The sequence below is a fragment of the Paraglaciecola aquimarina genome, assembly GCF_032464635.1.
Lineage (GTDB): Bacteria > Pseudomonadota > Gammaproteobacteria > Enterobacterales > Alteromonadaceae > Paraglaciecola > Paraglaciecola aquimarina.
Window position 1 is genome coordinate 1,011,155 of the sequence record NZ_JAWDIO010000002.1, and the last position, 20,732, is coordinate 1,031,886.

A 20,732-nucleotide genomic window follows, 5' to 3' on the forward strand; every position below is an offset into this window, starting at 1 on the left:
AGGAAGTTATTTCCTTAGGGCGGTTACTAAGAGCAGTTAAAAGTCGTAGGTTAACTTTGTATATACATAGCGTCCTGAAATACTATGAACACGTCCAAAAGTACCGAAGCTTTCATCAGCAAGGGGAGGGTATTTGTCAAACAAGTTTTTGATGCCAAATGTGACTCGCAAGCCTTTTAATGCGTCTTTCTTGAACTTATGACTAATGTAACTATTCACTTGCTGCCATGCGTCTATTTTCCAGCGTTGATCGACCCCATCAACTGTTATTTTGGCACTCGATTCTTCAAAATCTCCAACGTATTCCCAAAATAGCGCACTGGTCCAGTTGCCGATATTCCATTTAACAGAGGCATTGGCTTTCCACTCAGGGCGACCATTGACTCCTACTAATTGGCCAAGTGAGCTTACAGGCAGACCAGCATTAATTAGCACTTGTGATTCGTTACCAGGAAATGACTCAACACCCTTAAGATGAGCGGCAGAAAAATTATAAGTGAACTTACCAAACTCACCGTCTGTTATGTATTGAGCGGTATAGTCAACGCCACTAGATTTGCGTTGATTTAGGTTCATGTAGGGGTCGAAAATACGCAATATTTCACCGACTGGGGTAATATCGGTACCGTCAAATAACGCCAGATCTTCATCAGTAGGTGTGGCGCGAACAACGTTTGAATTGTTACTGCCATCTCGCAAATACAGCTGGTCTAGGGCTGACTGGTTTCCAGCTCCTAATACGCCAACTACATCACGTTGCACTACTTCCCAATAGTCTATGGCAAATGTCAGATTTTGAATGGCACTAGGGGTGACAACTAAACCTAACCCTCGGTTGTAAGATGTTTCTGATTCAAGCTCTGATGATTCACGAATGACCGCCACTTGGTTACCTTTACAATTGGTATAGTTACCTTCAATTAAGCCTTTTTGTAGCATGGCTTCACATCTGGCGTAATCAACCGTCGAGGACTGGCGTTGAACCGCGCTAGAGTTAAGTTGTACTAAGTTAGGAGCACGAAAACCTTTTGACCAACTCGCGCGAATCATGAAATCGTCATTCAAAGCCCAAGAGGCCGCAATTCGCGGAACAACAACACTTCCAAAGTCAGAAAAATGCTCAAAGCGAGTGGCTGTTTGAACGTCTATTGCTTGTACCAATGGAATGGCTTGGCCCGGAGATACTAGTGGGATGGCTAGCTCTGCGAAGGCAGAGAACACAGTGTGATCTCCAGATAAATCATTGGTTGGGCTATCACCTAATGAGTTACTTTGGTGCACCGCCCCCGAGATAGCATCTACATATGGTTCGGTGCCATCTAGTCGAGAATCTCTATCATCACTGAAACTCTCGTAACGGTATTCTAGGCCCGAGGCAAAACCAACGTTGCCTGCTGGCAAACTAAATAGGTCACTATTGGTTACTTTAAAGTCAACTAGTGCTAGTTCTGTATCACCTTTTTTATCAAGATCATCATAAATAGCCGATACTACTTCTGGCGAGTTACATGCGCCACAGAAAGGGTTGTACGCGTCTGGACTAGTTTTGTTGATAGCGGTTTGCAGTTTGCTTACCGATACCGCGTAATTTGTTTTATCTTTGCTGATAGCTGTTGAATACATAGCAGCAGTATCGAAATCCCAATCGCCCCATTGCCCGTTGAGGCCAACTAATGCACGGTAAGTTTCATTGGTAATAGTGGCTTGTCTTGGAATAACTGTATCGGTTACACGATATGAGCGCAGCAATAAGTCAAGCCCTTCACTGGCAATACTATCGGTGTTGGCTAGACGATTTGGATTGGTACTTCCATCAGTTAAGTTGATATTTCCAAAGGGGTTCCAGTATGCATCTTTCGAAATGGTGATATATTGATCCGTCAATATTCGTGCAGAGTCACCTTTGCGTTTCGTTTCTGCATAGTAAGCGCCTAGCTCACCGTATAATTGCAAATCAGGGCTAAGATCATAAGTGATAACCGAAAATAGGTTGGCCCGATGCCGTTCAGAAAATAAGTCTCGCTCTTGTTCTAGATCGTGGTACATGGGGTTGTCATTATTGTAACTCCAATAACCATTATCAATACAAATATCATCGCTAATATTTGCTAAACAACCGGTATTTGTAGTGGGTTGAACATGAAATCTTCCCGATGAGTTGGTTAGTACTGTACCGTCATCTAGGGTAATAACGCCTGCATCGACTTTGTCGAAGTAACCATGCCCGCCAATTGATGTGCGGTTGTCAAAAGCATTGTTACCCTCAAAATCAGTGCCTTCTAGAAAAGGAGTTCGATTGGCAACGGCATACTTGTATCGAGAAGCAGGTACCGCATTACGGTGACTATATCCGCCATATATAGAAAAATGGCCTTTGCCGTTGGCAAACTCATTACCGCTACCAATAGTAAAATTAGTGTCTTTTTTACCTAAAGTCGTTTCTTTGCCGTAGCGAAAGGTCGCGCGGGTGCCTTCATAGTCGTCAACCATAACGGTATTGATTACCCCTGCTACTGCATCTGCTCCATATAATGCTGATGCGCCATCACGCATGACTTCTAACCTAGATACCCCCGCTGTAGGAATAGTATTGGCGTTATAGGTTACAACAGGCACAGAGTTACTATTTTGCCAACCAGGATGGACAGCCATGCGGCGTCCATTAATCAACATTAATGTGTTACCCGTGCCAACAGAGCGCAAATTAACGGACGCGATATCGCCGCGAACTGTATTGACCCCACCAGAGAAATTGGTTTCATTAAAATCTACATCGCCAGATTGAGGGAGCATTCGTAGTAGCTCAGCGCCATCTGTGGCACCAAAAGCGGCGATATCTTCACTGCTTAGCATGGAGATGGGCAGAGTGCTGGAAATATTTGCTCCCGCAATATAAGAGCCAACAACGACTACCTCTTCAATGTATTCGTCTTCTTCTGACTGGATTGAAGATTGCGCTTTTTGTGGAGCGGCTGGTTTATCCTTTTTTATTATTATAATTGCACCACTCGCACTTTGTGTTGCCTGATATTGACTGTCTTGTAGCGCGGTATTAAGTGCATTGACTAAACTGTCAGATGTTGTCACTGAACGAATAATGGTACTTTCATCTATGCCTTCAGGCAGCACAATCACTTGATCATATTTTTCAGATAATACTGATACAGCATCAACTAAGCTTTGTTGCTTAATTGAGTAGTTTTCTGCGGCCAGTAATGGTTGACTGCTGCCTAAAGCCAAGGCAATAGTCGCCGCCAATAGGCGTGGTCTATGATTAGTGAACATGTGTGAATACTCCGTAGTTATTTAAGTTGGAAATAGTGGATTTACTTAAATAACGATTAGCTCCGCTGTCTGTTTCAGTGCAAATGACAGATTCATAAAACCTTCACAAAACTGGGTGATTTAGTTTTTCAGCCATATCACACCCATTGAGTCGATATGCCACTGGATGTGGTGACTTACCTGTAGTGCATCTAAAAATTGATTCAATTGGTTTAACCTAAAAGAGGTGGTGATAACTTGCTGACCAATTTGCGGATGAGCTAGTCGAATTGGATCCTGACGGTATCGATTCAATACACCTACAATTTCAGCAATAGTGACCTTTTGAAAAGAAAAGCGTTTGTTTCGCCAGCCAGCAAATTGTGTCTGTTGGCTAGTGCTGATATCCGAAAATTCACCTAGATTGCTAACAGTGACTGATTCAGATGCAGTGAGCTCTTCCTCAAACGCTTTATTGCTTACATTCACTCGACCTTCTGCCACTTCTACTTTGATAGACTTATTTCGCTTTAACACTTCGAATACTGTACCGAGTACCGTTACTTCAAGGTCATTAACCGTCACTACAAACGGCCTTTGTGGATCTTTAGTGACTGCATATATGGCATCACCTGTTATTTGGGTAACCTTGCGTTGCCGTTCATTCTGAGAAACCAATACGTGGCTTTTTGCCCCTAGGGTGATTTTTGTGCCATCGGCTAAAGTAAAATCTGCTATTTCACCCCGTGCAGTTCTAAATTCTAGGGGAGGCGAATAACTGCTTTGTTGATAAACAAAAAGAAATGCGACCAAGGCTACACATGCGGCGATTAAACTAAATGAATGGCGCAACTTCTTAGGCGAAGGCTTTTTAACTCGTTGTTTTAAATAGGCCTCTTCACCCAATGAGCTATAGCGCATTTGACGGTGCATCACCTCCAGCTCTCTAAAACACTGGATATGCTTATCGTCTAAACTCAGCCATGCTTTTAGTTGCTGTTTTTGTTCAGGTGCGCACATGCCTGAGTGCAGTAAGCGGTGATATTCTCTAGCTTGTTGCCAAATTTCCTCACCGTAGTTCTGATGTAGATTCATTGACAGCTTCCTTTTATTGCCAAATATGAAATATTTTCAACCGAATGACCTTGTTCCCAGGTAGTAATCGATTGGTCCAAAAGTGTTTGCGCCGCTACTATCGTGCGGCTGATATTGGCGATAGGTAAGCCGGTTTCTTTGGCTATTTGGCGATAACTCTTGCCCTCTATAATACTCATCGTCATTAACTGTTTTTGTTTTTCGCTAAAGGTTGAGATAGCTTTCTCGACTAAGGCATTGCGCTCTATTTGCAGGGCTGATTGTTCCGCTGAATCTTCAAAAATGGGATCTATATCTAATTCTTCAAAAATTTGATCAATAACCTGCTGTTGTTTATCTATTCGTCTAAATTGGTCAATAAAAAGGTTTCGCGCAACTGTGTAAATAAATGCCTTGGGGTTCTCAATTCGATGTTGATCACACACTTCTGAATATCGACAAAATGCTTGTTGAGCAATATCTTCTGGATCAGGCGGGCCTGAGCCAAACCGAGCGTGTAGCTTGGCGCACAGCTCCGGCCAATACTGCTGATACAGTTGGTTGAAAAACTTCGATTTCATAAATATTATCGTCAAACTTAAGGCTCCGAGAGAGTATGACGTTTACGTTACGCTTTTATGAAAGGCAACGTTGAGGTCAAAAAGTAGTTCTTTAACAAGACGAATGAAAAGCAAAACTGTTTCAGTTTGATAAGAATAATTTTGGCGCGTTGAACTAACCTGTTCCGCTGGTTCTGCAGTTTACGTCAACGCTCGTCATCCCTGCATGCTGTTAGCAGGGATCCAGAGTTTAGCTATGGGTGTCTTAATTGGATCGTTGAACTAACCTGTTCCGCTGGTTCTGCAGTTTACGTCAACCTTCGTCATCCCTGCATGCTGTTAGCAGGGAGCCAGCATTTATCCACTAAAAAACCGAACAAACATTCACCTCATAGGGCACAACTACTGAGCGGCACAGCGCAAGCCATAAAATTAGAATGAAATAAAATAGGCGATTTTCTTAGCTTCCAGACATTTATCGGAGCGAGGCTGATTTCATGGGGGTCTTAATTGGAGCGCTCTACCTTCCACGTCCATATATTAATATAGGCTGGAGGAGCCCGTCGGTCGCCCGATAGTGTTTTTATTATAAAATGCAAAACTAAAGTTTATTTATGTACGTACTAGAGTACATACCCAACCTAAAAGTGATAAATATGTTCTCAATATTTAAAACAGATCCAATTAAAAAATTAAACAAAGCTTATGAAGCTAAGCTTGAGCAAGCAATGCTAGCACAAAGAAATGGCGACATTAGATCCTATTCAATGATTACTGCTGATGCGGAATTAATAGCAAACAAAATAGAAGAGCTAAAAAATTCGGCTGAAACTTAACGCTTAATTTATGGGGCTTTAAGGGCGATTTCTACGTTAGTTTTGCAATTCCTATTGAGGCACTCATAAAGGTGGATTTTTTAAAGATTGTCATCAAGTTTAGTTATGGGTGTCTTAATTGGAGCGTTCTAGGAGAACTTGCAGAGCCGGTTGAACACAGAGTGTCGTTTTTGGAAACAACGGTTTTATTTGGAAAGTTGAATTGGGGCGTTAAAACAAAAAGCCCCGCAATTTCTTGCAGGGCTTATCGAATATGGTGCCCAGACTCGGGATCGAACCAAGGACACGAGGATTTTCAATCCTCTGCTCTACCGACTGAGCTATCTGGGCTTCAACTCACAAGTTTTTGTCTTAAAGACCATACTTGCTTCGCTGTGGGTGCGTATTAAACGGATTTAGGCCATTCAAGTCAACACCTTTTTTAGGTATTTTTACCGATCGCTTATAGATTGAGCAAAAATAGCCTAAAAAGAGCAGAATTTACGCTTTTGGAGCAACATAGCCTTCTATGTCAGGCTCTTTTCCTTCAAATAAATAGCCCTGCATTTGCTCTTCTAGAAATTTTCTGGCGTTTGGTTCCATCATATTTAACTTATTTTCGTTAATTAACATGGTTTGCTTAGATTGCCACTGGGCCCAAGCTTCTTTAGATATGTTATCGAAAATCTTTTTCCCAAGTTCACTAGGGTAAAGTTGAAAATCTAGGCCGTCGGCTTCTTTTTGTAAGCGCTGGCAAAAAATGGTTCTGCTCATGATAGTAATCTAACTTTGGTTGTTAAAAATTCTTGCTGATTGTACTAAATAGTTTCTTGGTTGGCGCGGCTAATCCAACATTTTGTGGTGCTAACAAATCAAACCACATCTGGCTGTCTTCCATCACTTGGCCAGTTGGTTGTTGCTTAAGGTGCAAAATGACTGGGGTAATGTCTAAATGAAAGTGACTAAATGTGTGTCGAAAAGCAGGCAGTTCCGATTGCTGGGCGTTGTCATTACTGACATCAAACCCTAGCTTTTCAGCTTGTGGAATAATGTGTTGTTGGCTATCTACTTGGTGAAAACCCCATAAACCGCCCCACAGGCCACTTGGTGGTCGCTTGTAAATAAACACCTGCTGTTGCCACATAGGAATAAGCATAATAGTAGATTTGACTGGGATGTCTTTTTTAGGCTTTTTGTGGGGCAACTCAGCCTGCCGACCTTGCACAAAGGCTAAGCAGCTTGACGCAAGAGGGCAACTGTCACATTTGGGTTTTGAGCGACTACATAAGGTTGCGCCCATGTCCATCATGGCTTGCGTGTAATCACCTGTGCGGTTGGCTGGGGTTAGTTGGTCGGCAAATTGCCATAACTCAGTTTCTACTTTTTTACTACCGGGCCAGCCTTCTACCGCAAAATAGCGAGCTAACACTCGTTTTACGTTGCCGTCTAAAATACTATGGTGTTGATTGCAAGCTAAAGATAATATCGCTCCAGCAGTGGAGCGGCCAATACCTGGTAGCGCTATAAGTTGCTCGATTTGCTGGGGAAAATTGCCTTGATATTGGTCTCTGATCACTTGCGCTGCTTTTTGTAAATTTCGGGCTCGAGCGTAGTAGCCTAATCCAGTCCAATGATGCAGTACTTCGTCTTGCGGGGCATTGGCTAGGTCTAGTACGTTAGGAAAACTCTGCATAAAACGTTGAAAATAAGGGATTACAGTTTTGACTTGGGTTTGTTGCAACATGATTTCAGATACCCAAACCGAATAAGGGGTTTTACTAGCTTGCCAAGGCAAATTTTTTCGACCATGGATGTCAAACCAAGCTAAAACCTTTTGGCTGAAATCGCTGTTAATAGCATTTTTATTGGTTGGCACTAAATTGATTACTTTGCGCTGATTGAAATTAACCGGATAATACCTGATTAACGCACAAAAAGTTTGGTCGATAACAGAATGTCTAACTCGAATACATCGAAACACTGCATACAGCACCCAGTGATTTTTTCCCTGGTACTTTATGTGACGAACGGATTTTTAATGCTTGCTGGCAATACTTAGATATTCCTAAGCGCGCTTTTGTTCCTCTGCAATGGGCGGAAGATTTAACGCAAATGAAAATGCTGAGTGCTGACCGATTAGCTTACTTTGAAGAAAAAGTACATTTAGTCGGCTATTCAATGGGGGGCTATTTAGCGGCATTAACGGCATTAGAAAACCCTAGTAGAATCGCCTCGCTGACTTTAATTGGGAGTACCTGCGACGCCTTAGCAGAAACCGCACAAAAAGCTAGGCAACAGACCTTAAGGCTTATTAAGAATAAGCAATACAAGGGCATGACACAGAAACACTTGGCGCAGTTTTTTCATCCATCTAACCAGCAAAATAAAGAATACTTAGCCCTAGTGAAAAATATGGAGCGAGACTTAGGGCCCGGTGTCTTAGCTGCACAATATCAAGCAACAGCGAGTAGAAATAACTTATTGCCTAAGTTAGCCAAGGCTAGCTTTGCTGTGAATTTAATCGCTGGAGAGCTAGATAACTTTGTTAGCCCGCAAACATTTAGGGCCATGCAAGAGGCTATACCTAAAGCCAATAGTCACACTATTAGCAATGCTGGTCATATGTCTCCAATTGAACAACCTGCAGAGTTAGCAAAGTGTTTAGCAGAAAATATGACCAAATTCGGCTAACGGCTTTTACGTGTTTGCCTTGCAATCAGCTTGGGGCAAAGGATAATGCGCAGCAATGAATGATGAAAAATCAGTAAAAATTTAATGAGAAAGTAATATGAGTCAGTTTAAGAACGAACAAGAAGCCGCCGCAGCAGGCGTATATATTCGTAAAATCCAAAGTTTTGTAAAAAGAGAAGGGCGTTTAACCTCAGGTCAAGCAAAGTCATTAGAGCAAAACTGGCCAACTATGGGGTTAGAGCATGTCAGTGGTATGCAGAATTTTACTGAAACCTTTGGCAGAGCAGCGCCAGTAGTATTAGAAATTGGCTTTGGCATGGGTAAGTCATTAGTTGAAATGGCAGTAAACGAACCAGATAAAGACTTTATTGGCATTGAAGTGCACAGGCCTGGTGTAGGAGCCTGTTTGGGCGAAGCCGCAGAAAAGCAAGTGACAAACCTTAAAGTGTACGAACATGATGCGGTAGAGATTCTGGCCGATTGTGTGGCGGATAATAGCTTAGCTCGAGTGCAGTTGTTTTTTCCAGACCCTTGGCACAAGACTCGCCATCATAAAAGGCGAATAGTCCAACCAGAATTTGTACAGAAGCTTAAGGCAAAACTGGTGATTGGTGGTGTATTTCATATGGCCACTGATTGGGAAAACTACGCCGAGCATATGCTAGAGGTCATGAGCGCCGCTGAAGGTTTTAATAATCAATCAGAAACCAATGATTTTGTGCCTCGCCCAGAACAGCGCCCTTTAACTAAATTTGAGCAACGTGGTCATCGATTAGGTCATGGTGTGTGGGACTTAATGTTTGAGAGAGTGTCTTAATGTTATCTCCAGCCAGCCAAGTGTTGGTCAGAAACGAAGAGCATTTTGCAACAGGTAAGTGGTTATTCGTTAACCCAACCGATGGTCATATTGCCGCAACGTTAAGGCAAGCTGATATCTCGGTATTCCATCAGTATTTTGATATGTATCAGCAAAGTAAAAAGCAAGGCAACGAACAGCAACACACCTTTACGGCGGCCTATCCTACCGATAAAAAATTTGATGGTGCGGTTATTTACGTGCCTAAATCAAAAGAACAATTAAAAATGTTGATTGCCAACGTAGCGGCTTGTTTGCACCCCAATGGCAGTTTACTACTAGTAGGTGAAAATAAAGGCGGCATTAAAAGCGCTGTGAAACTGCTTGATGCTGTTTGTTCGCAGACCAATAAAATAGACTCTGCTCGGCATTGTGCATTGTTTGGTGGTCAGGTAGATAAATCTATCCGAGCATTTGATATTGCGAAATGGCAGACTTTAGTTGAATTGTCGGTGGCAGGGTTAGATTATAAAGTGTGTTCTCTACCTGGGGTGTTTAACCATGGCTCGTTGGATTTAGGGACTAAATTGTTACTTGAAAATTTACCCAATATTCAGTCTGGTCGATTGCTCGATTTCGGTTGTGGTGCGGGTGTAATAGGTTGTTATTTGGCGCTGAAAAGCCCAGCCAGTGACGTAGTCATGAGTGACGTAAGCGCGTTAGCTGTATATTGTTCAGAGCAAAGTGCTAAATTAAACAATCTAGAGGTACGGGTTGTTGCATCGAATGGATTAGCTGAAATAAATGGTAAGTTTTCTGCGGTATATACTAATCCACCTTTTCATACTGGTATACAAACGGATTATTCCGTCACTGAAAGTTTCATCGGACAATTGAATCGCTATATTTCTAATACTGGCAGTTTAGTATTAGTGGCAAACAAATTTTTGCGCTACTCTGAGTTACTTGAAAAACAATTTAATGCTGTTAGTTTAATTGAACAAACGAGTAAATTTAGTCTTTATCAATGTGGCCGTATTAAATAAAGGGTGTTTATGAAAGTTCTTTTTGTTGTTTCAGAAGTTGAAGATTTAGTTAAAACTGGCGGGTTAGCTGATGTAGGTAAAGCCTTACCGTTAGCTCTGGCCGAGTTAGGACACGAAGTTGTTGTTGTGATGCCTTATTACCGACAGCTTGCTGAAAAATTCAATGCTCATGATATTGTCGAAAAACAAAAATTATTTTCAGGTTATACGGCATACGAATTTGGTATCAAAGAATTAAACCTTCAAGGCGTAAAAATTCTAGCGGTTGATCGTCCGGAATTTTTTGCGCGAAAAGGATTATATGCCGACGATTACCATGCATATTTAGATAATGCAGAACGTTTTGCTTTTTTCGCTCATGCTGCACTGAAGTCAGCTCAAGCCATTCATTTTCAACCGGATATTGTGCATTGCAATGATTGGCACACCGCGTTAACGCCCTATTTTGTCAGTATTGATGACAGCGGTTTTTTTGCCAATTCACGTACTATTTTTACAATTCATAATGGTGCTTATCAAGGCACGCATAGATTCAAAGATATTCCATATTTACAGCCCCACTATCAACTACACGGACAGCTAGATGGTGACGCATTAAATTACGTTCGAATGGGGATTCGTTACGCAAATAAAATCAACGCAGTCAGTCCTAACTATGGGCAAGAGCTATTAAGTCCGTTGGGTTCTCATTATTTGTTCGAAGAATTTCAGCGTCGCCAACATGATGTTACAGGTATCCTAAATGGTTGCGATTATAGCCAGTGGGATCCAAATACAGACCCTCATATTGCACAAACTTATAACGTTGACGACTTAGCTGGCAAGTATGTGTGTAAAGCTGATTTACAACGAGAAGCTGGGTTACCTCAGTTGACTGAAATTCCTGTTATCGGAATGGTTTGCCGATTGACTGAGCAGAAGGGCTTTAGCTTTATCTTGCCAATCCTAGAAGAGTTATTGCAACATCGAGTGCAAGTAGTGATTATAGGAACGGGCGATCCAGAGATTACTCACACCTTGAATGACATCGCTGCTAGGTACCCAGACAAGCTTACATTTATTGAAGATTTCAGCGTGCGCAAAGCACATATGATCGAAGCGGGCAGTGATTTCTTTTTAATGCCTTCATTGTTTGAACCTTGTGGGCTGAATCAAATGTATAGTTTAGCCTACGGTACGTTACCAATAGTGCGGGCGGTAGGAGGGTTAAAAGACACCGTTATTGATGTAGCTAGCGACCCCGAAAATGCAACTGGATTCTCGTTTATTACGCCTGACAGTAGTGCCCTGTTATCTTGTATTCGCAGAGCGTTAATCTTTTTCCATGAAGATCAAGGCGCATTTGAAAAAGTCAAAAAAACCGCTATGCGAACTCATTTTACATGGCGACAAGCGGCCGAAAATTATGTGGCGTTGTATCATAGCGCGAGATAACTGCTATGAGCCTATTTTGTCGGTTGAGTATGGGACTGCTGGTATTAGTGACATTTGAAGTCATGTCTATGCCTGCTCAGTGTATACAAGCACCTGAGCGAGCTCAGCTTTGTCCGCATACTATTTATAAAAAAGCGGCGTTAGCTATTCCACAGTTAGGAATTAAACAGAATCAAGTCATATGTCTGTGCCTGACTGATTTGCAAGGCTTACAAAACAAGGCTAAAACTAAATTAGAACAAATAGATCAGCAAGTAACGCTACAGCGAACGGCAAGAAAATATAGCCTGAGCCAAGAGCAGATAAAAACATTACTCAATCACTAAAATATTTTTGTGTTTGTTTAAGTTTTAAATTCAATAAAGTGACCTAGATTGCAATTAGATCGTTTATGTTTCGAATTGTGCTAACTAGGGATAAGTGAAGTGTACTATGTCGTCTGATGTAAAATTTTTATCTATAAGAAGTTTGATTATTTGGGTGGTGATTTGCATCACGTCGGCTTCACTAATTATTGAGTCAGCAGTGAGCTTGTATGGGCAAATAAGAAGTCACAAACAGGCTCTTAGCAATGATGTGGTCGTATTTTCTGATTTGATTAGTGGAATGGCAATTAGCAATATTCAAGCTGATGGTGTCCAAGCAGAACAGCAGAGTCTTAAAGCGCTACAGGCGTCTCCTATCATAGAAAATGTACATATCTATAGAATCAACGAATACAATAAAGCTGAGTTTTTTGCCAGTTATAATAAAGAAGGTATTGCACCAGTAAAGGCCAAATTTGAACAGGTTGAGGAATTAAGCGAACCCAAACATGAGGACGGGGTAGTTGAGGTTATTCGTCCTATTAAAGATGAAAATAGTGTGATTGGATATATATACTTGAGAGCTTCATCTGAAGTTGTCGATCAGCGTATATCAGCTTCCGTATTTATAACCGTGTGTATTTTTCTTGGTTGCTTGCTAATCTGTTTAGTCTGTACATATTTGTTGCAAAGGTCAATTACACGGCCGATTCATTCCTTAGTGCATTTGGTTCAAAGAGTCTCTCGTCAGAAAGATTATTCTAGCCGAGCAGAGTCAACGGGAATTAGAGAACTTGACCAGTTGAGTGACGCATTTAATGGCATGTTGCAACGCACACAAGAACACCTCGAAAGACAAACGAAAGCCGAAGCAGAACAACTTAGGTTGAATTCCAGTCTAGAAGAAAAGGTTAATCAAAGGACCTTAGCCTTGAAAGACGCGAATGGAGAGCTGATCCAAACCCTAGAAAAACTGCATCAGTTTCAAAGACAGATGGTTCAGAACGAAAAAATGGCCTCTCTTGGTGATATGGTGGCGGGTGTGGCTCACGAAGTGAACACGCCAATAGGTTTAGGGGTGACCGCATCTACTATGATGTTAGACAGGTTGGGCGATTTACGTAAGGCATACGAAAACAAAACCTTGAAAGCCAGTGCACTGTCTAAATTCATCATTGAAGGTGAAGAAAACCTTAATATTATTTATCGTAATTTAAATCGTTCGGCAGAATTGATATCTAGCTTTAAACAAGTCGCGGTAGATCAATCATCTGAAAATAATCGTACGTTTTCTTTTGCTAAGTTAATGGACGAAATTTTAATGTCTATGCGGCCTAAGTTGAAGCAAGTGAATCATCAAATACAAGTTTTTTGTCCTGACGATCTATATGTGGAGACAAAAGCTGGACCGATTAACCAAATAATTATTAATTTAATTATGAATTCTATAATTCATGGCTTTGAATTCAAAGATAGCGGCCTCATAATTATCAGTATCCGGCTAGTAGACAACAGCAAGGTCAGTATTGAATTTTCTGATGATGGCTGTGGTATTCCGGAACAAATACGTAAAAAAATATTTGACCCCTTTGTGACCACAAAACGAGGGCAGGGAGGAAGTGGCTTAGGTATGCATTTAGTATATAATTTGGTGACCCAAGCACTAAATGGTTCGATAACCCTTACTAGCGAAGCAGAAAAAGGTGTGAAACTTAACATCTTATTTCCAGTAAAAGTTGTCGATATTGATGACATTCCTAAGGGCTCAATGGTTTAAATTATTCAATTTACGTGTTAATTTGTTAATAATTTGAAAAAATTTTCTTTAAACGCAAGTTTTGCTAGATAAATCCCTGATAATTAGATATTTTCTGGTAAACTTTTAACTAAATTCCAAATCAGGCTTGAAACATGCAGACCCCAAATGTATTAATTGTTGAAGATGAAGTTGTTACTCGTACTACTCTAAAGAGCTTATTTGAAGCGGAAGGGTATAATGTATTTGAAGCTGAAAACGGCGAGCAGATGCATAGTATTTTTGAGAATAATACGATTAACTTGGTCATCATGGACATTAATCTGCCTGGTAAAAATGGTCTTATCTTGGCTCGCGAAGTTCGCGGACGTAAAAATATCGGTTTGATATTTTTGACAGGTAGAGACAACGATGTTGATCGTATCCTAGGTCTAGAAATCGGTGCAGATGATTATCTGACTAAGCCGTTTAACCCTAGAGAGCTAACTATTCGAGCTCGTAACTTATTAACTCGTACCACAAATACCAGTGAAGATGATGATTTACCTAGTCGCGTCAGTTTTAATGGCTGGACACTAGATGGTGACAGCAGAAGTTTAATTTCGCCTAGCGGAAAAGAATTTCGTTTGCCACGAAGCGAGTTCAGAGCATTGCATTTATTCCTAAATAACCCAGGTAAAATCCTGACTCGTGAACAGTTAATTATGGAAATGACAGGACGTGAGTTGCGCCCGAATGACAGGACAGTTGATGTGACAATTCGTCGTATTCGTAAGCACTTTGAATCGGAAGTCAGTGCCGATGACTTAATCGTCACCATCCATGGTGAAGGCTACCGTTTCTGTGGTTCGGTAGACGTTTAACTAATATTCAGGTTAACTAAGTATTTTAAAAAGCTCCTTCGGGAGCTTTTTTGTTTTATATCTCTTAAGTTTCATTTAAGTTTAATCTTCTACACTGGTTTTTTAATCGTTAATTAGCTTTCGAGTTGAGGAGTATTATGTTGAATAAATACAAATTTAAAACACTTGTTGTTTTATTCTGTGTGACTTTTGCTAGTTCTTGGTTGGCAAATGCCCAAGCAGCAAAAGATTTTTCTCTTAATCTTGGGCCTAATTTCGCGACTTTACCAGCGAAATTATCTGGTTTAAAAGGGCAGGTGGTATATCTCGATTTTTGGGCCAGTTGGTGTAAGCCTTGTCGTAAGTCCTTTCCTTGGATGAACAATATGCAACAACAGTATGCAGGCCAAGGGCTACAAATAATCACGGTTAATCTAGATCAAGAAGCAAATCTAGCTGAGCAGTTTTTAACCCAGACTCCAACCAATTTACCCATTGTTTATGATCCCCAAGGAAAAATAGCCGAGGCCTATCAATTATTAGGCATGCCGAGCAGTTATTTAATTGATCGAGCGGGCAATATACGGGTTTCTCATGCCGGCTTTTTTAGTAAAAAACAAAAGCAGTATGAACAAGAAATTGTTTCGTTGTTAGCAGAAAAGGAGTGATTCAATGGCACATAAATTAGTCAAAGTTGTCGCTTTGTTACTGACATTGCAGTTGGCGGGCTGCACAAACTTAGGGGTTAAACCTTGGGAAAGAGATATCTTAGCCAAAAAAGAAATGGCATTAGACTCTGAAGGCAATGACTTAGGGCTAGATGATCATATTTATTTTAGTAAAGAAGCCACTAGTGGTGGTAGAGCCTTTGGTGGTGGAGGCTGCGGATGCAACTGACTCAACAAAAAATGTAAGCGCAGCGTTAGCTACCGCTACATGTGCACTATTAGGTGTGGCGCCCTCAGTTGAAGCACAAGAGTCTGTGTGGGAGGTGGACGCTGCGTTATTATATTATGGTGAGTCTGACCGTGTGACGGCCGTAGAGGGCGTATTTTCTGCTAAAAAAGATTTTGGCGATGAGCACATTTTTTCAGGTAAATTGGTTTTAGACAGCTTAACTGGCGCATCGGCAACAGGTGCAGTGCCACAAAATAGTATTCAAACCTTTACTCGTCCATCAGGAAATGGCCAATATCAAATTAGTGCTGGCGAAACGCCCTTGGACGATACGTTTAAAGATACTCGCTTACAGCTTGAAGCCCAATGGACTCAGCCAATATGGAATGATTATCGAGTTAGCTCTGGGGTGCACTTTTCGAAAGAATACGATTACTTGTCTCTTGCTGCAAATGGTTCATTGGCTAAAGACTTTAATCAAAAAAATACCACACTTTCAGCTGGCGTTTCTTTAGCATTCGATACTATCGACCCTGAAGGCGGGCGGCCATTTGCGTTCTCAGAAATGGTTATCGACCAAGGGCAGTTTAGCGATGAGGCAGCCTACCGGGTGGCATTTGATGCAACTCGTCAGTCAGGTAGTGATAGCAAAACGATTGTTGATTTACTGTTTGGCGTAACTCAAGTGATTAACCGTAAAATGTTGATGCAATTCAACTATGGTTATTCGGTTTCAAACGGTTATCAAACCGACCCTTTTAAAGTACTCAGTTTGGTAGACACATTGGGTCAAACACAAAGCTTGCTCTACGAAAACCGTCCAGAAAAACGCACTCGGCATAGTATTTACTGGCAAACCAAATTTGCTACAAGTCTGGGTGTCTCTGATGTGTCTTATCGTTATGCTACTGATAATTGGGATATTAACTCACATACTATTGATACACGTTTTCGGATTAAGTTAAGTAATAATAGTTATATTCAGCCGCACTTAAGGTATTACCAACAAAGTGCCGCAAATTTGTATCGACCTTTTTTATTAGAAGGAGCAGAGTTACTTCAGTATGCGAGTGCTGACTATCGTTTGGGCGAGATGACGACTTATACCTTAGGTTTGAAATATGGCATGACCTTATCTAGCGACAATGAGTTGGCATTTCGATTGGAGTATTATCAACAAACCCCCGAAAACTCGGGCTTTGCAGCACCAGGTATTTTGCAACAACAAGATTTATATCCTAGCTTAAGTGCAGTGATTGCACAGGTCAGTTATAGTTTTTAATTGATGTAAAAGGACGATAAACCATAAAAAACCATTCATTAGATTTTGAGGTAGAGCAAAAAAGCGACCATTTTTGTGGGCGCTTTGCTGCTATGGCTAGCCCTTGTGAGTTACTCATAGACAGCCAAGATCGGCAATTAGCCGAGCAACTTACCGCTATTGCGTTTAACGAATGCCAAAGAATCGAGCAAAAGTATAGCCGTTATCGCCGGCATAATTTAATTGACAAAATAAACAACTCTAATGGTCAGAAAATAGCAATTGATGACGAGACTTATCGATTATTAGACTTTGCTAATACCTGTTATGCCATCAGTGAAGGGCTATTTGATATCACCTCTGGTGTGCTACGAAAAGTATGGAAATTTGACGGCTCTGACAATATCCCTACCCAGCAACAAGTGCAAAAAATCTTACCTCATATTGGTTGGTCCAAGATAGTTTACGATAAAAACAACATTGCAGTACCCGATGGCATGCAGTTAGATTTTGGCGGTATAGGTAAAGAATATGCGGTAGATAGTGTGGCTAAACTTTGTGTAAAGCACGCACCGTCTGTTTCTGTAGTGGTTAATTTTGGTGGCGATATTCAAGTCACTTGCGCCAGACAAAATAATCAAGCGTGGTTAATCGGTATTGAAAGCTTTGAATCACAACAAAATGCGCAAAAAGGGCCACAAAAAGTACTGAGTATTCAGCAAGGAGGCTTAGCCACAAGTGGTGATGCTAAGCGTTTTCTACTAAAAGACGGAATAAGGTACGGGCATATACTTAACCCTAAAACTGGTTACCCGATAGAAGGCTCCGCCCGATCGATCACTGTGGCTAGCAAACATTGCATCCAAGCCGGATTGCTAGCCACCTTAGCTTTATTGCAAGGCTCTAATGCCGAAGAGTTTTTGCAACAACAAGGGGTAAAGTTCTGGTGTTATCGGTAAGTGCCTTAATTGCTCTTTATCTGTTCTTCGTCGCTGGCCACTGCTTGCAATGGATTTCTGCTAACGGCATGCAGGAATGACCGACTTTTAGCTTGGGTGAAAATATTGCACCTAACCTCTAAATTATTTATTACTGCTGCTCTATTCTGCATAGTTCGCGGTATTCTGCTTTTAACTACGATACAACGTTTTGATTAAGTGAAAACCAAATTGGGTTTTAACGGGGCCGTGGACTTTAAGGATTTCTTTTTTAAATACTACGTTATCAAAGGCTTTTACCATCTGGCCTGGGCCAAATTCGCCTAAGTCACCACCTTTTTTACCTGAGGGGCAAAGAGAGTGCTTTTTGGCTAATTGATGAAAATTTCCGCCTTTATCTAGTTGGGCTTTGATCTTTTCAGCTTCTTCTTTGGTTTTTACTAAAATGTGGCAAGCGCTGGCTTTCATATTGATATCATTCCAATAATTAATCGGGTTTTCTTAAGGTAGGCTTAACATTTTCATCTTTATCTTCAAATTCGCCTTCGATGGTTTCTCCAGTTCGTTCTCCTGATTTATGCTGAAAGTCAAAGTTTGAACGAGTCTGTTGATTGAAGTCTGTTTGATAGCTTTGATTTTGATTGACCATACTCACAGTCATATGTTTGAGTATATTTTTAGCGATGACAGGACGAGTCATGGGTAGGCTTAATAAAAAGCCAAGGCCGTCAGTAATAAAGCCAGGTGTAACCAATAACACTCCAGCAATAACCAAAAGTAGTCCTTCAGCCATTTCTTGGCCGGGCATTTTCCCTGTTTGCATTTTTTGTTGAGCGGTCGCTAACGTACTTAGCCCTTCTTGCCTAACTAAACGCGCACCGAAGAATGCAGTTAATACTACGATTGCCAACGTGTACCAGCCACCAATTTGGTCGCTGACATTAATTAGTAGGGCAATTTCCAAAATAGGTAATATTACGAATAAAATAAATAGCTTTGCCAAAGAAACCTCAATATTGCTTGTATAAATTAATCATTGTACAGATATTGGTCGTTATTCCCGAATAACCAAGTTTAGTATTGTTACAGAGTGTTGCTTGGCTTGTCTAATTTTATCAAGCTTATGGCATACTGTTTGTGGGATTTAGACTGAAAGCGAAAGTACTCTTTGCAGGTCTGTTCAATTGATTCAATGTTTTGTTAAGTTTGCTCATTTAAACTAAGCGTTCAATTTGTGTATAACTTCAAAAGTAGTTTATTAAAAAGAGAAATATAGTAGATGAAATACAGTAGCCGTTTATTTTCCTTGTTTAGTCTTCTTTGCCTATTGCCTTTTTTCACTATTGCTCAGGTAAACGAACCTTTAGAAGACCTGTTTTCTGCTGAGCCAGAGTTTTTGAAAGTTGAGCAGGCGTTTCAGTTTGATTTCAGACAGACAGGCGACAAATTAATCTTAAGCTGGGATATTGCTGATGGTTACTATTTGTATAAAAAGCAGTTTAAGACTGTGGTTAAAAACGCAGAATTATCAGAGCCTAGTTACCCGCAGTCAGAACAGATCGAAGACGAATATTATGGCGTATCCGAGGTATTCCGTCATCGGGTGGATATTGAATATTCTATTCTAGCCGCTGAAGATAACGGTTTAGTCAAAATTCGTTTCCAAGGCTGTGCTGATGCAGGTTTGTGTTACCAACCTATTATCAAAGAAGTTTTTCTAAGCGAAGTGAGCGATGTGCAAGCAGATCTCGCGCCTAAAGCTCAGCAATTTGAGTTAGCCAGTTTGTTGTCTAGTGAGCAAAGTTTGCCTTGGACTCTCCTCTTGTTTCTAGGGCTGGGAATTGGCTTGGCTTTTACTCCCTGTGTATTTCCTATGTATCCCATTTTGTCAGGTATCGTTATTGGCCATGGAAAATCCATTAGCACCTCTAGAGCATTTAGCTTGTCCTTTGTATATGTCCAAGGTATGGCTATTACATACTCTTTACTTGGATTGATAGTGGCTTCGGCAGGAGTGCAATTTCAAGCTAGTTTGCAACATCCGGCTATTTTGATTGGCTTGATCGTGGTTTTTGTACTGCTTGCCGTAGTGATGTTTGGCGCTTACGAATTGCAGTTACCCAGCTCGTGGCAAGAAAAGCTGAATGCAATGAGTAATAAGCAAACCAGCGGAAATTATTTTGGGGTGTTGGTGATGGGAGCTATTTCTGGGCTGGTGGCTTCGCCTTGTACCACGGCACCTCTGACTGGCATTTTATTGTTTATCGCCCAAAGTGGCGACTTGGTTTTAGGCTTTACCGCTTTATATGCCTTAAGCTTAGGTATGGGCATTCCTCTTATTTTGTTTGGCATTACCGGCGGTAAGTTACTACCTAAAGCGGGTAATTGGATGAATATTGTCAAGGTCACATTTGGTTTTATGATGTTAGCTGTGGCTATTATGTTTGTAGAACGTTTGGTGACGCATTTTACAACCGACCTAGCATGGAGTTTGTTGGGGCTAGCAGCATTTAGTTATTTTTATGTGATGAATCAAGATAGTAAAACAACTTTTTTCAAGGGGCTGCGAGCACTGCTCATTTTCATTGGGTTATTTGTTTCAGCTGGTTACGGTTATCAAACTATTACAGGAGTGGATCCCTTAGTCGGGCACAGCCAAATATCTGCAGCACAATCTGAGCATGGTGGTTTTGTGTCAGTTACTAATTTAGCTGATTTTGAGCGTAAAGTGGCGCAGGCCAACGAGCAAGGTAAAACGGTGATGATAGATCTTTACGCTGATTGGTGCGTGGCCTGTAAAGAATTTGAAAAGTACACATTTCCCGATCCTGCTGTGGTTAAGGCTTTAGAAAATACGGTGCTGATGCAAATTGATTTAACCGACACTACCGACACCAATATCGAGTTTCAAGACAAGTTCTCGGTATTAGGTTTGCCGACCATTTTGTTTTTTGACTTGAATGGCCAAGAAATACCATCTTCAAGAGTCACGGGCTACATGAAAGCAAGCCCCTTTGCTCAACATGTGAATGATTTCTTGAATTGATAACTCG

20 protein-coding genes and 1 tRNA gene are annotated in these 20,732 nt (G+C 41.0%); 13 read left to right on the plus strand and 8 right to left on the minus strand.

The window, feature by feature from the left end; genetic code table 11:
- Positions 1-36: 36 nt before the first annotated feature.
- The 3 genes from RS130_RS05635 to RS130_RS05645 all read right to left on the minus strand — a co-directional run bounded on the left by RS130_RS05635 (position 37) and on the right by RS130_RS05645 (position 4,919).
- Positions 37-3,285: a TonB-dependent receptor domain-containing protein gene (locus RS130_RS05635; protein ID WP_316025143.1), complete on the minus strand. Its 3,249-nt coding sequence runs from the start codon at positions 3,283-3,285 to the stop codon at positions 37-39.
- A gap of 120 nt (positions 3,286-3,405) precedes the next feature.
- Positions 3,406-4,359, minus strand: coding sequence for a FecR family protein (locus RS130_RS05640; RefSeq protein WP_316025144.1), 954 nt, complete (start codon positions 4,357-4,359; stop codon positions 3,406-3,408).
- On the minus strand, positions 4,356-4,919 hold the full coding sequence (locus tag RS130_RS05645; RefSeq protein WP_316025145.1) for an RNA polymerase sigma factor: 564 nt from the start codon (positions 4,917-4,919) through the stop codon (positions 4,356-4,358). The genes RS130_RS05640 and RS130_RS05645 overlap by 4 nt, the downstream gene beginning before the upstream one ends.
- Before the next feature lie 635 nt (positions 4,920-5,554).
- On the opposite strand from RS130_RS05645, the gene RS130_RS05650 reads away from it, so the two are divergent.
- On the plus strand, positions 5,555-5,734 hold the full coding sequence (locus tag RS130_RS05650; RefSeq protein WP_316025146.1) for a DUF6435 family protein: 180 nt from the start codon (positions 5,555-5,557) through the stop codon (positions 5,732-5,734).
- A gap of 254 nt (positions 5,735-5,988) precedes the next feature.
- Here the strand turns inward: RS130_RS05650 and RS130_RS05655 are convergent.
- From RS130_RS05655 to mutY, 3 genes are all read right to left on the minus strand, one after another.
- Positions 5,989-6,064, minus strand: a tRNA-Phe gene (locus RS130_RS05655).
- Between the two features lie 150 nt (positions 6,065-6,214).
- Positions 6,215-6,487, minus strand: a complete 273-nt coding sequence (locus RS130_RS05660; RefSeq protein ID WP_316025147.1) for an oxidative damage protection protein — start codon at positions 6,485-6,487, stop codon at positions 6,215-6,217.
- Between the two features lie 22 nt (positions 6,488-6,509).
- On the minus strand, positions 6,510-7,568 hold the full coding sequence (gene mutY, locus RS130_RS05665; protein ID WP_316027980.1) for an A/G-specific adenine glycosylase: 1,059 nt from the start codon (positions 7,566-7,568) through the stop codon (positions 6,510-6,512).
- Between the two features lie 257 nt (positions 7,569-7,825).
- Here mutY and RS130_RS05670 point away from each other — a divergent pair, with 257 nt between their 5' ends.
- From RS130_RS05670 to RS130_RS05720, 11 genes are all read left to right on the plus strand, one after another.
- Positions 7,826-8,404: an alpha/beta fold hydrolase gene (locus RS130_RS05670; protein WP_316025148.1), complete on the plus strand. Its 579-nt coding sequence runs from the start codon at positions 7,826-7,828 to the stop codon at positions 8,402-8,404.
- Between the two features lie 97 nt (positions 8,405-8,501).
- The gene (trmB, locus tag RS130_RS05675) at positions 8,502-9,221 is read left to right on the plus strand and encodes a tRNA (guanosine(46)-N7)-methyltransferase TrmB (protein WP_316025149.1); all 720 of its coding nucleotides are present in this window, start codon (positions 8,502-8,504) and stop codon (positions 9,219-9,221) included.
- Positions 9,221-10,246 (plus strand): methyltransferase, encoded by a 1,026-nt coding sequence (locus RS130_RS05680; protein ID WP_316025150.1) that lies wholly within the window; start codon positions 9,221-9,223, stop codon positions 10,244-10,246. Before trmB ends, RS130_RS05680 begins: the two co-directional genes overlap by 1 nt.
- A 9-nt stretch (positions 10,247-10,255) precedes the next feature.
- The gene (gene glgA / locus RS130_RS05685; protein WP_316025151.1) at positions 10,256-11,680 is read left to right on the plus strand and encodes a glycogen synthase GlgA; all 1,425 of its coding nucleotides are present in this window, start codon (positions 10,256-10,258) and stop codon (positions 11,678-11,680) included.
- A 5-nt stretch (positions 11,681-11,685) separates the two neighbouring features.
- Positions 11,686-12,006 (plus strand): hypothetical protein, encoded by a 321-nt coding sequence (locus RS130_RS05690; RefSeq protein WP_316025152.1) that lies wholly within the window; start codon positions 11,686-11,688, stop codon positions 12,004-12,006.
- 106 nt (positions 12,007-12,112) lie between these two features.
- Positions 12,113-13,762: a sensor histidine kinase gene (locus RS130_RS05695; protein ID WP_316025153.1), complete on the plus strand. Its 1,650-nt coding sequence runs from the start codon at positions 12,113-12,115 to the stop codon at positions 13,760-13,762.
- Between the two features lie 134 nt (positions 13,763-13,896).
- On the plus strand, positions 13,897-14,604 hold the full coding sequence (gene arcA, locus RS130_RS05700) for a two-component system response regulator ArcA (RefSeq protein WP_316025154.1): 708 nt from the start codon (positions 13,897-13,899) through the stop codon (positions 14,602-14,604).
- A gap of 137 nt (positions 14,605-14,741) precedes the next feature.
- The gene (locus RS130_RS05705; protein ID WP_316025155.1) at positions 14,742-15,251 is read left to right on the plus strand and encodes a TlpA disulfide reductase family protein; all 510 of its coding nucleotides are present in this window, start codon (positions 14,742-14,744) and stop codon (positions 15,249-15,251) included.
- Positions 15,252-15,255: 4 nt separating this feature from the next.
- Complete coding sequence (locus RS130_RS05710) at positions 15,256-15,480, plus strand: DUF4266 domain-containing protein (protein WP_316025156.1); 225 nt, start codon at positions 15,256-15,258, stop codon at positions 15,478-15,480.
- Positions 15,440-16,762 (plus strand): DUF3570 domain-containing protein, encoded by a 1,323-nt coding sequence (locus RS130_RS05715; protein ID WP_428982849.1) that lies wholly within the window; start codon positions 15,440-15,442, stop codon positions 16,760-16,762. The genes RS130_RS05710 and RS130_RS05715 overlap by 41 nt, the downstream gene beginning before the upstream one ends.
- Positions 16,763-16,854: 92 nt before the next feature.
- Positions 16,855-17,700, plus strand: a complete 846-nt coding sequence (locus RS130_RS05720) for an FAD:protein FMN transferase (RefSeq protein ID WP_316025158.1) — start codon at positions 16,855-16,857, stop codon at positions 17,698-17,700.
- Between the two features lie 171 nt (positions 17,701-17,871).
- On the opposite strand, the gene RS130_RS05725 is transcribed toward RS130_RS05720, so the two are convergent.
- A complete protein-coding gene (locus RS130_RS05725; protein WP_316025159.1) occupies positions 17,872-18,147 on the minus strand; it encodes a peptidylprolyl isomerase in 276 nt (91 codons plus the stop codon).
- 19 nt (positions 18,148-18,166) lie between these two features.
- Positions 18,167-18,682 carry an FxsA family protein gene (locus tag RS130_RS05730; RefSeq protein WP_316025160.1) on the minus strand — a complete coding sequence of 172 codons (516 nt, stop codon included), beginning with the start codon at positions 18,680-18,682 and terminating at the stop codon, positions 18,167-18,169.
- A 276-nt stretch (positions 18,683-18,958) separates the two neighbouring features.
- On the opposite strand from RS130_RS05730, the gene RS130_RS05735 reads away from it, so the two are divergent.
- Complete coding sequence (locus RS130_RS05735) at positions 18,959-20,725, plus strand: protein-disulfide reductase DsbD (RefSeq protein WP_316025161.1); 1,767 nt, start codon at positions 18,959-18,961, stop codon at positions 20,723-20,725.
- Positions 20,726-20,732 lie beyond the last annotated feature (7 nt).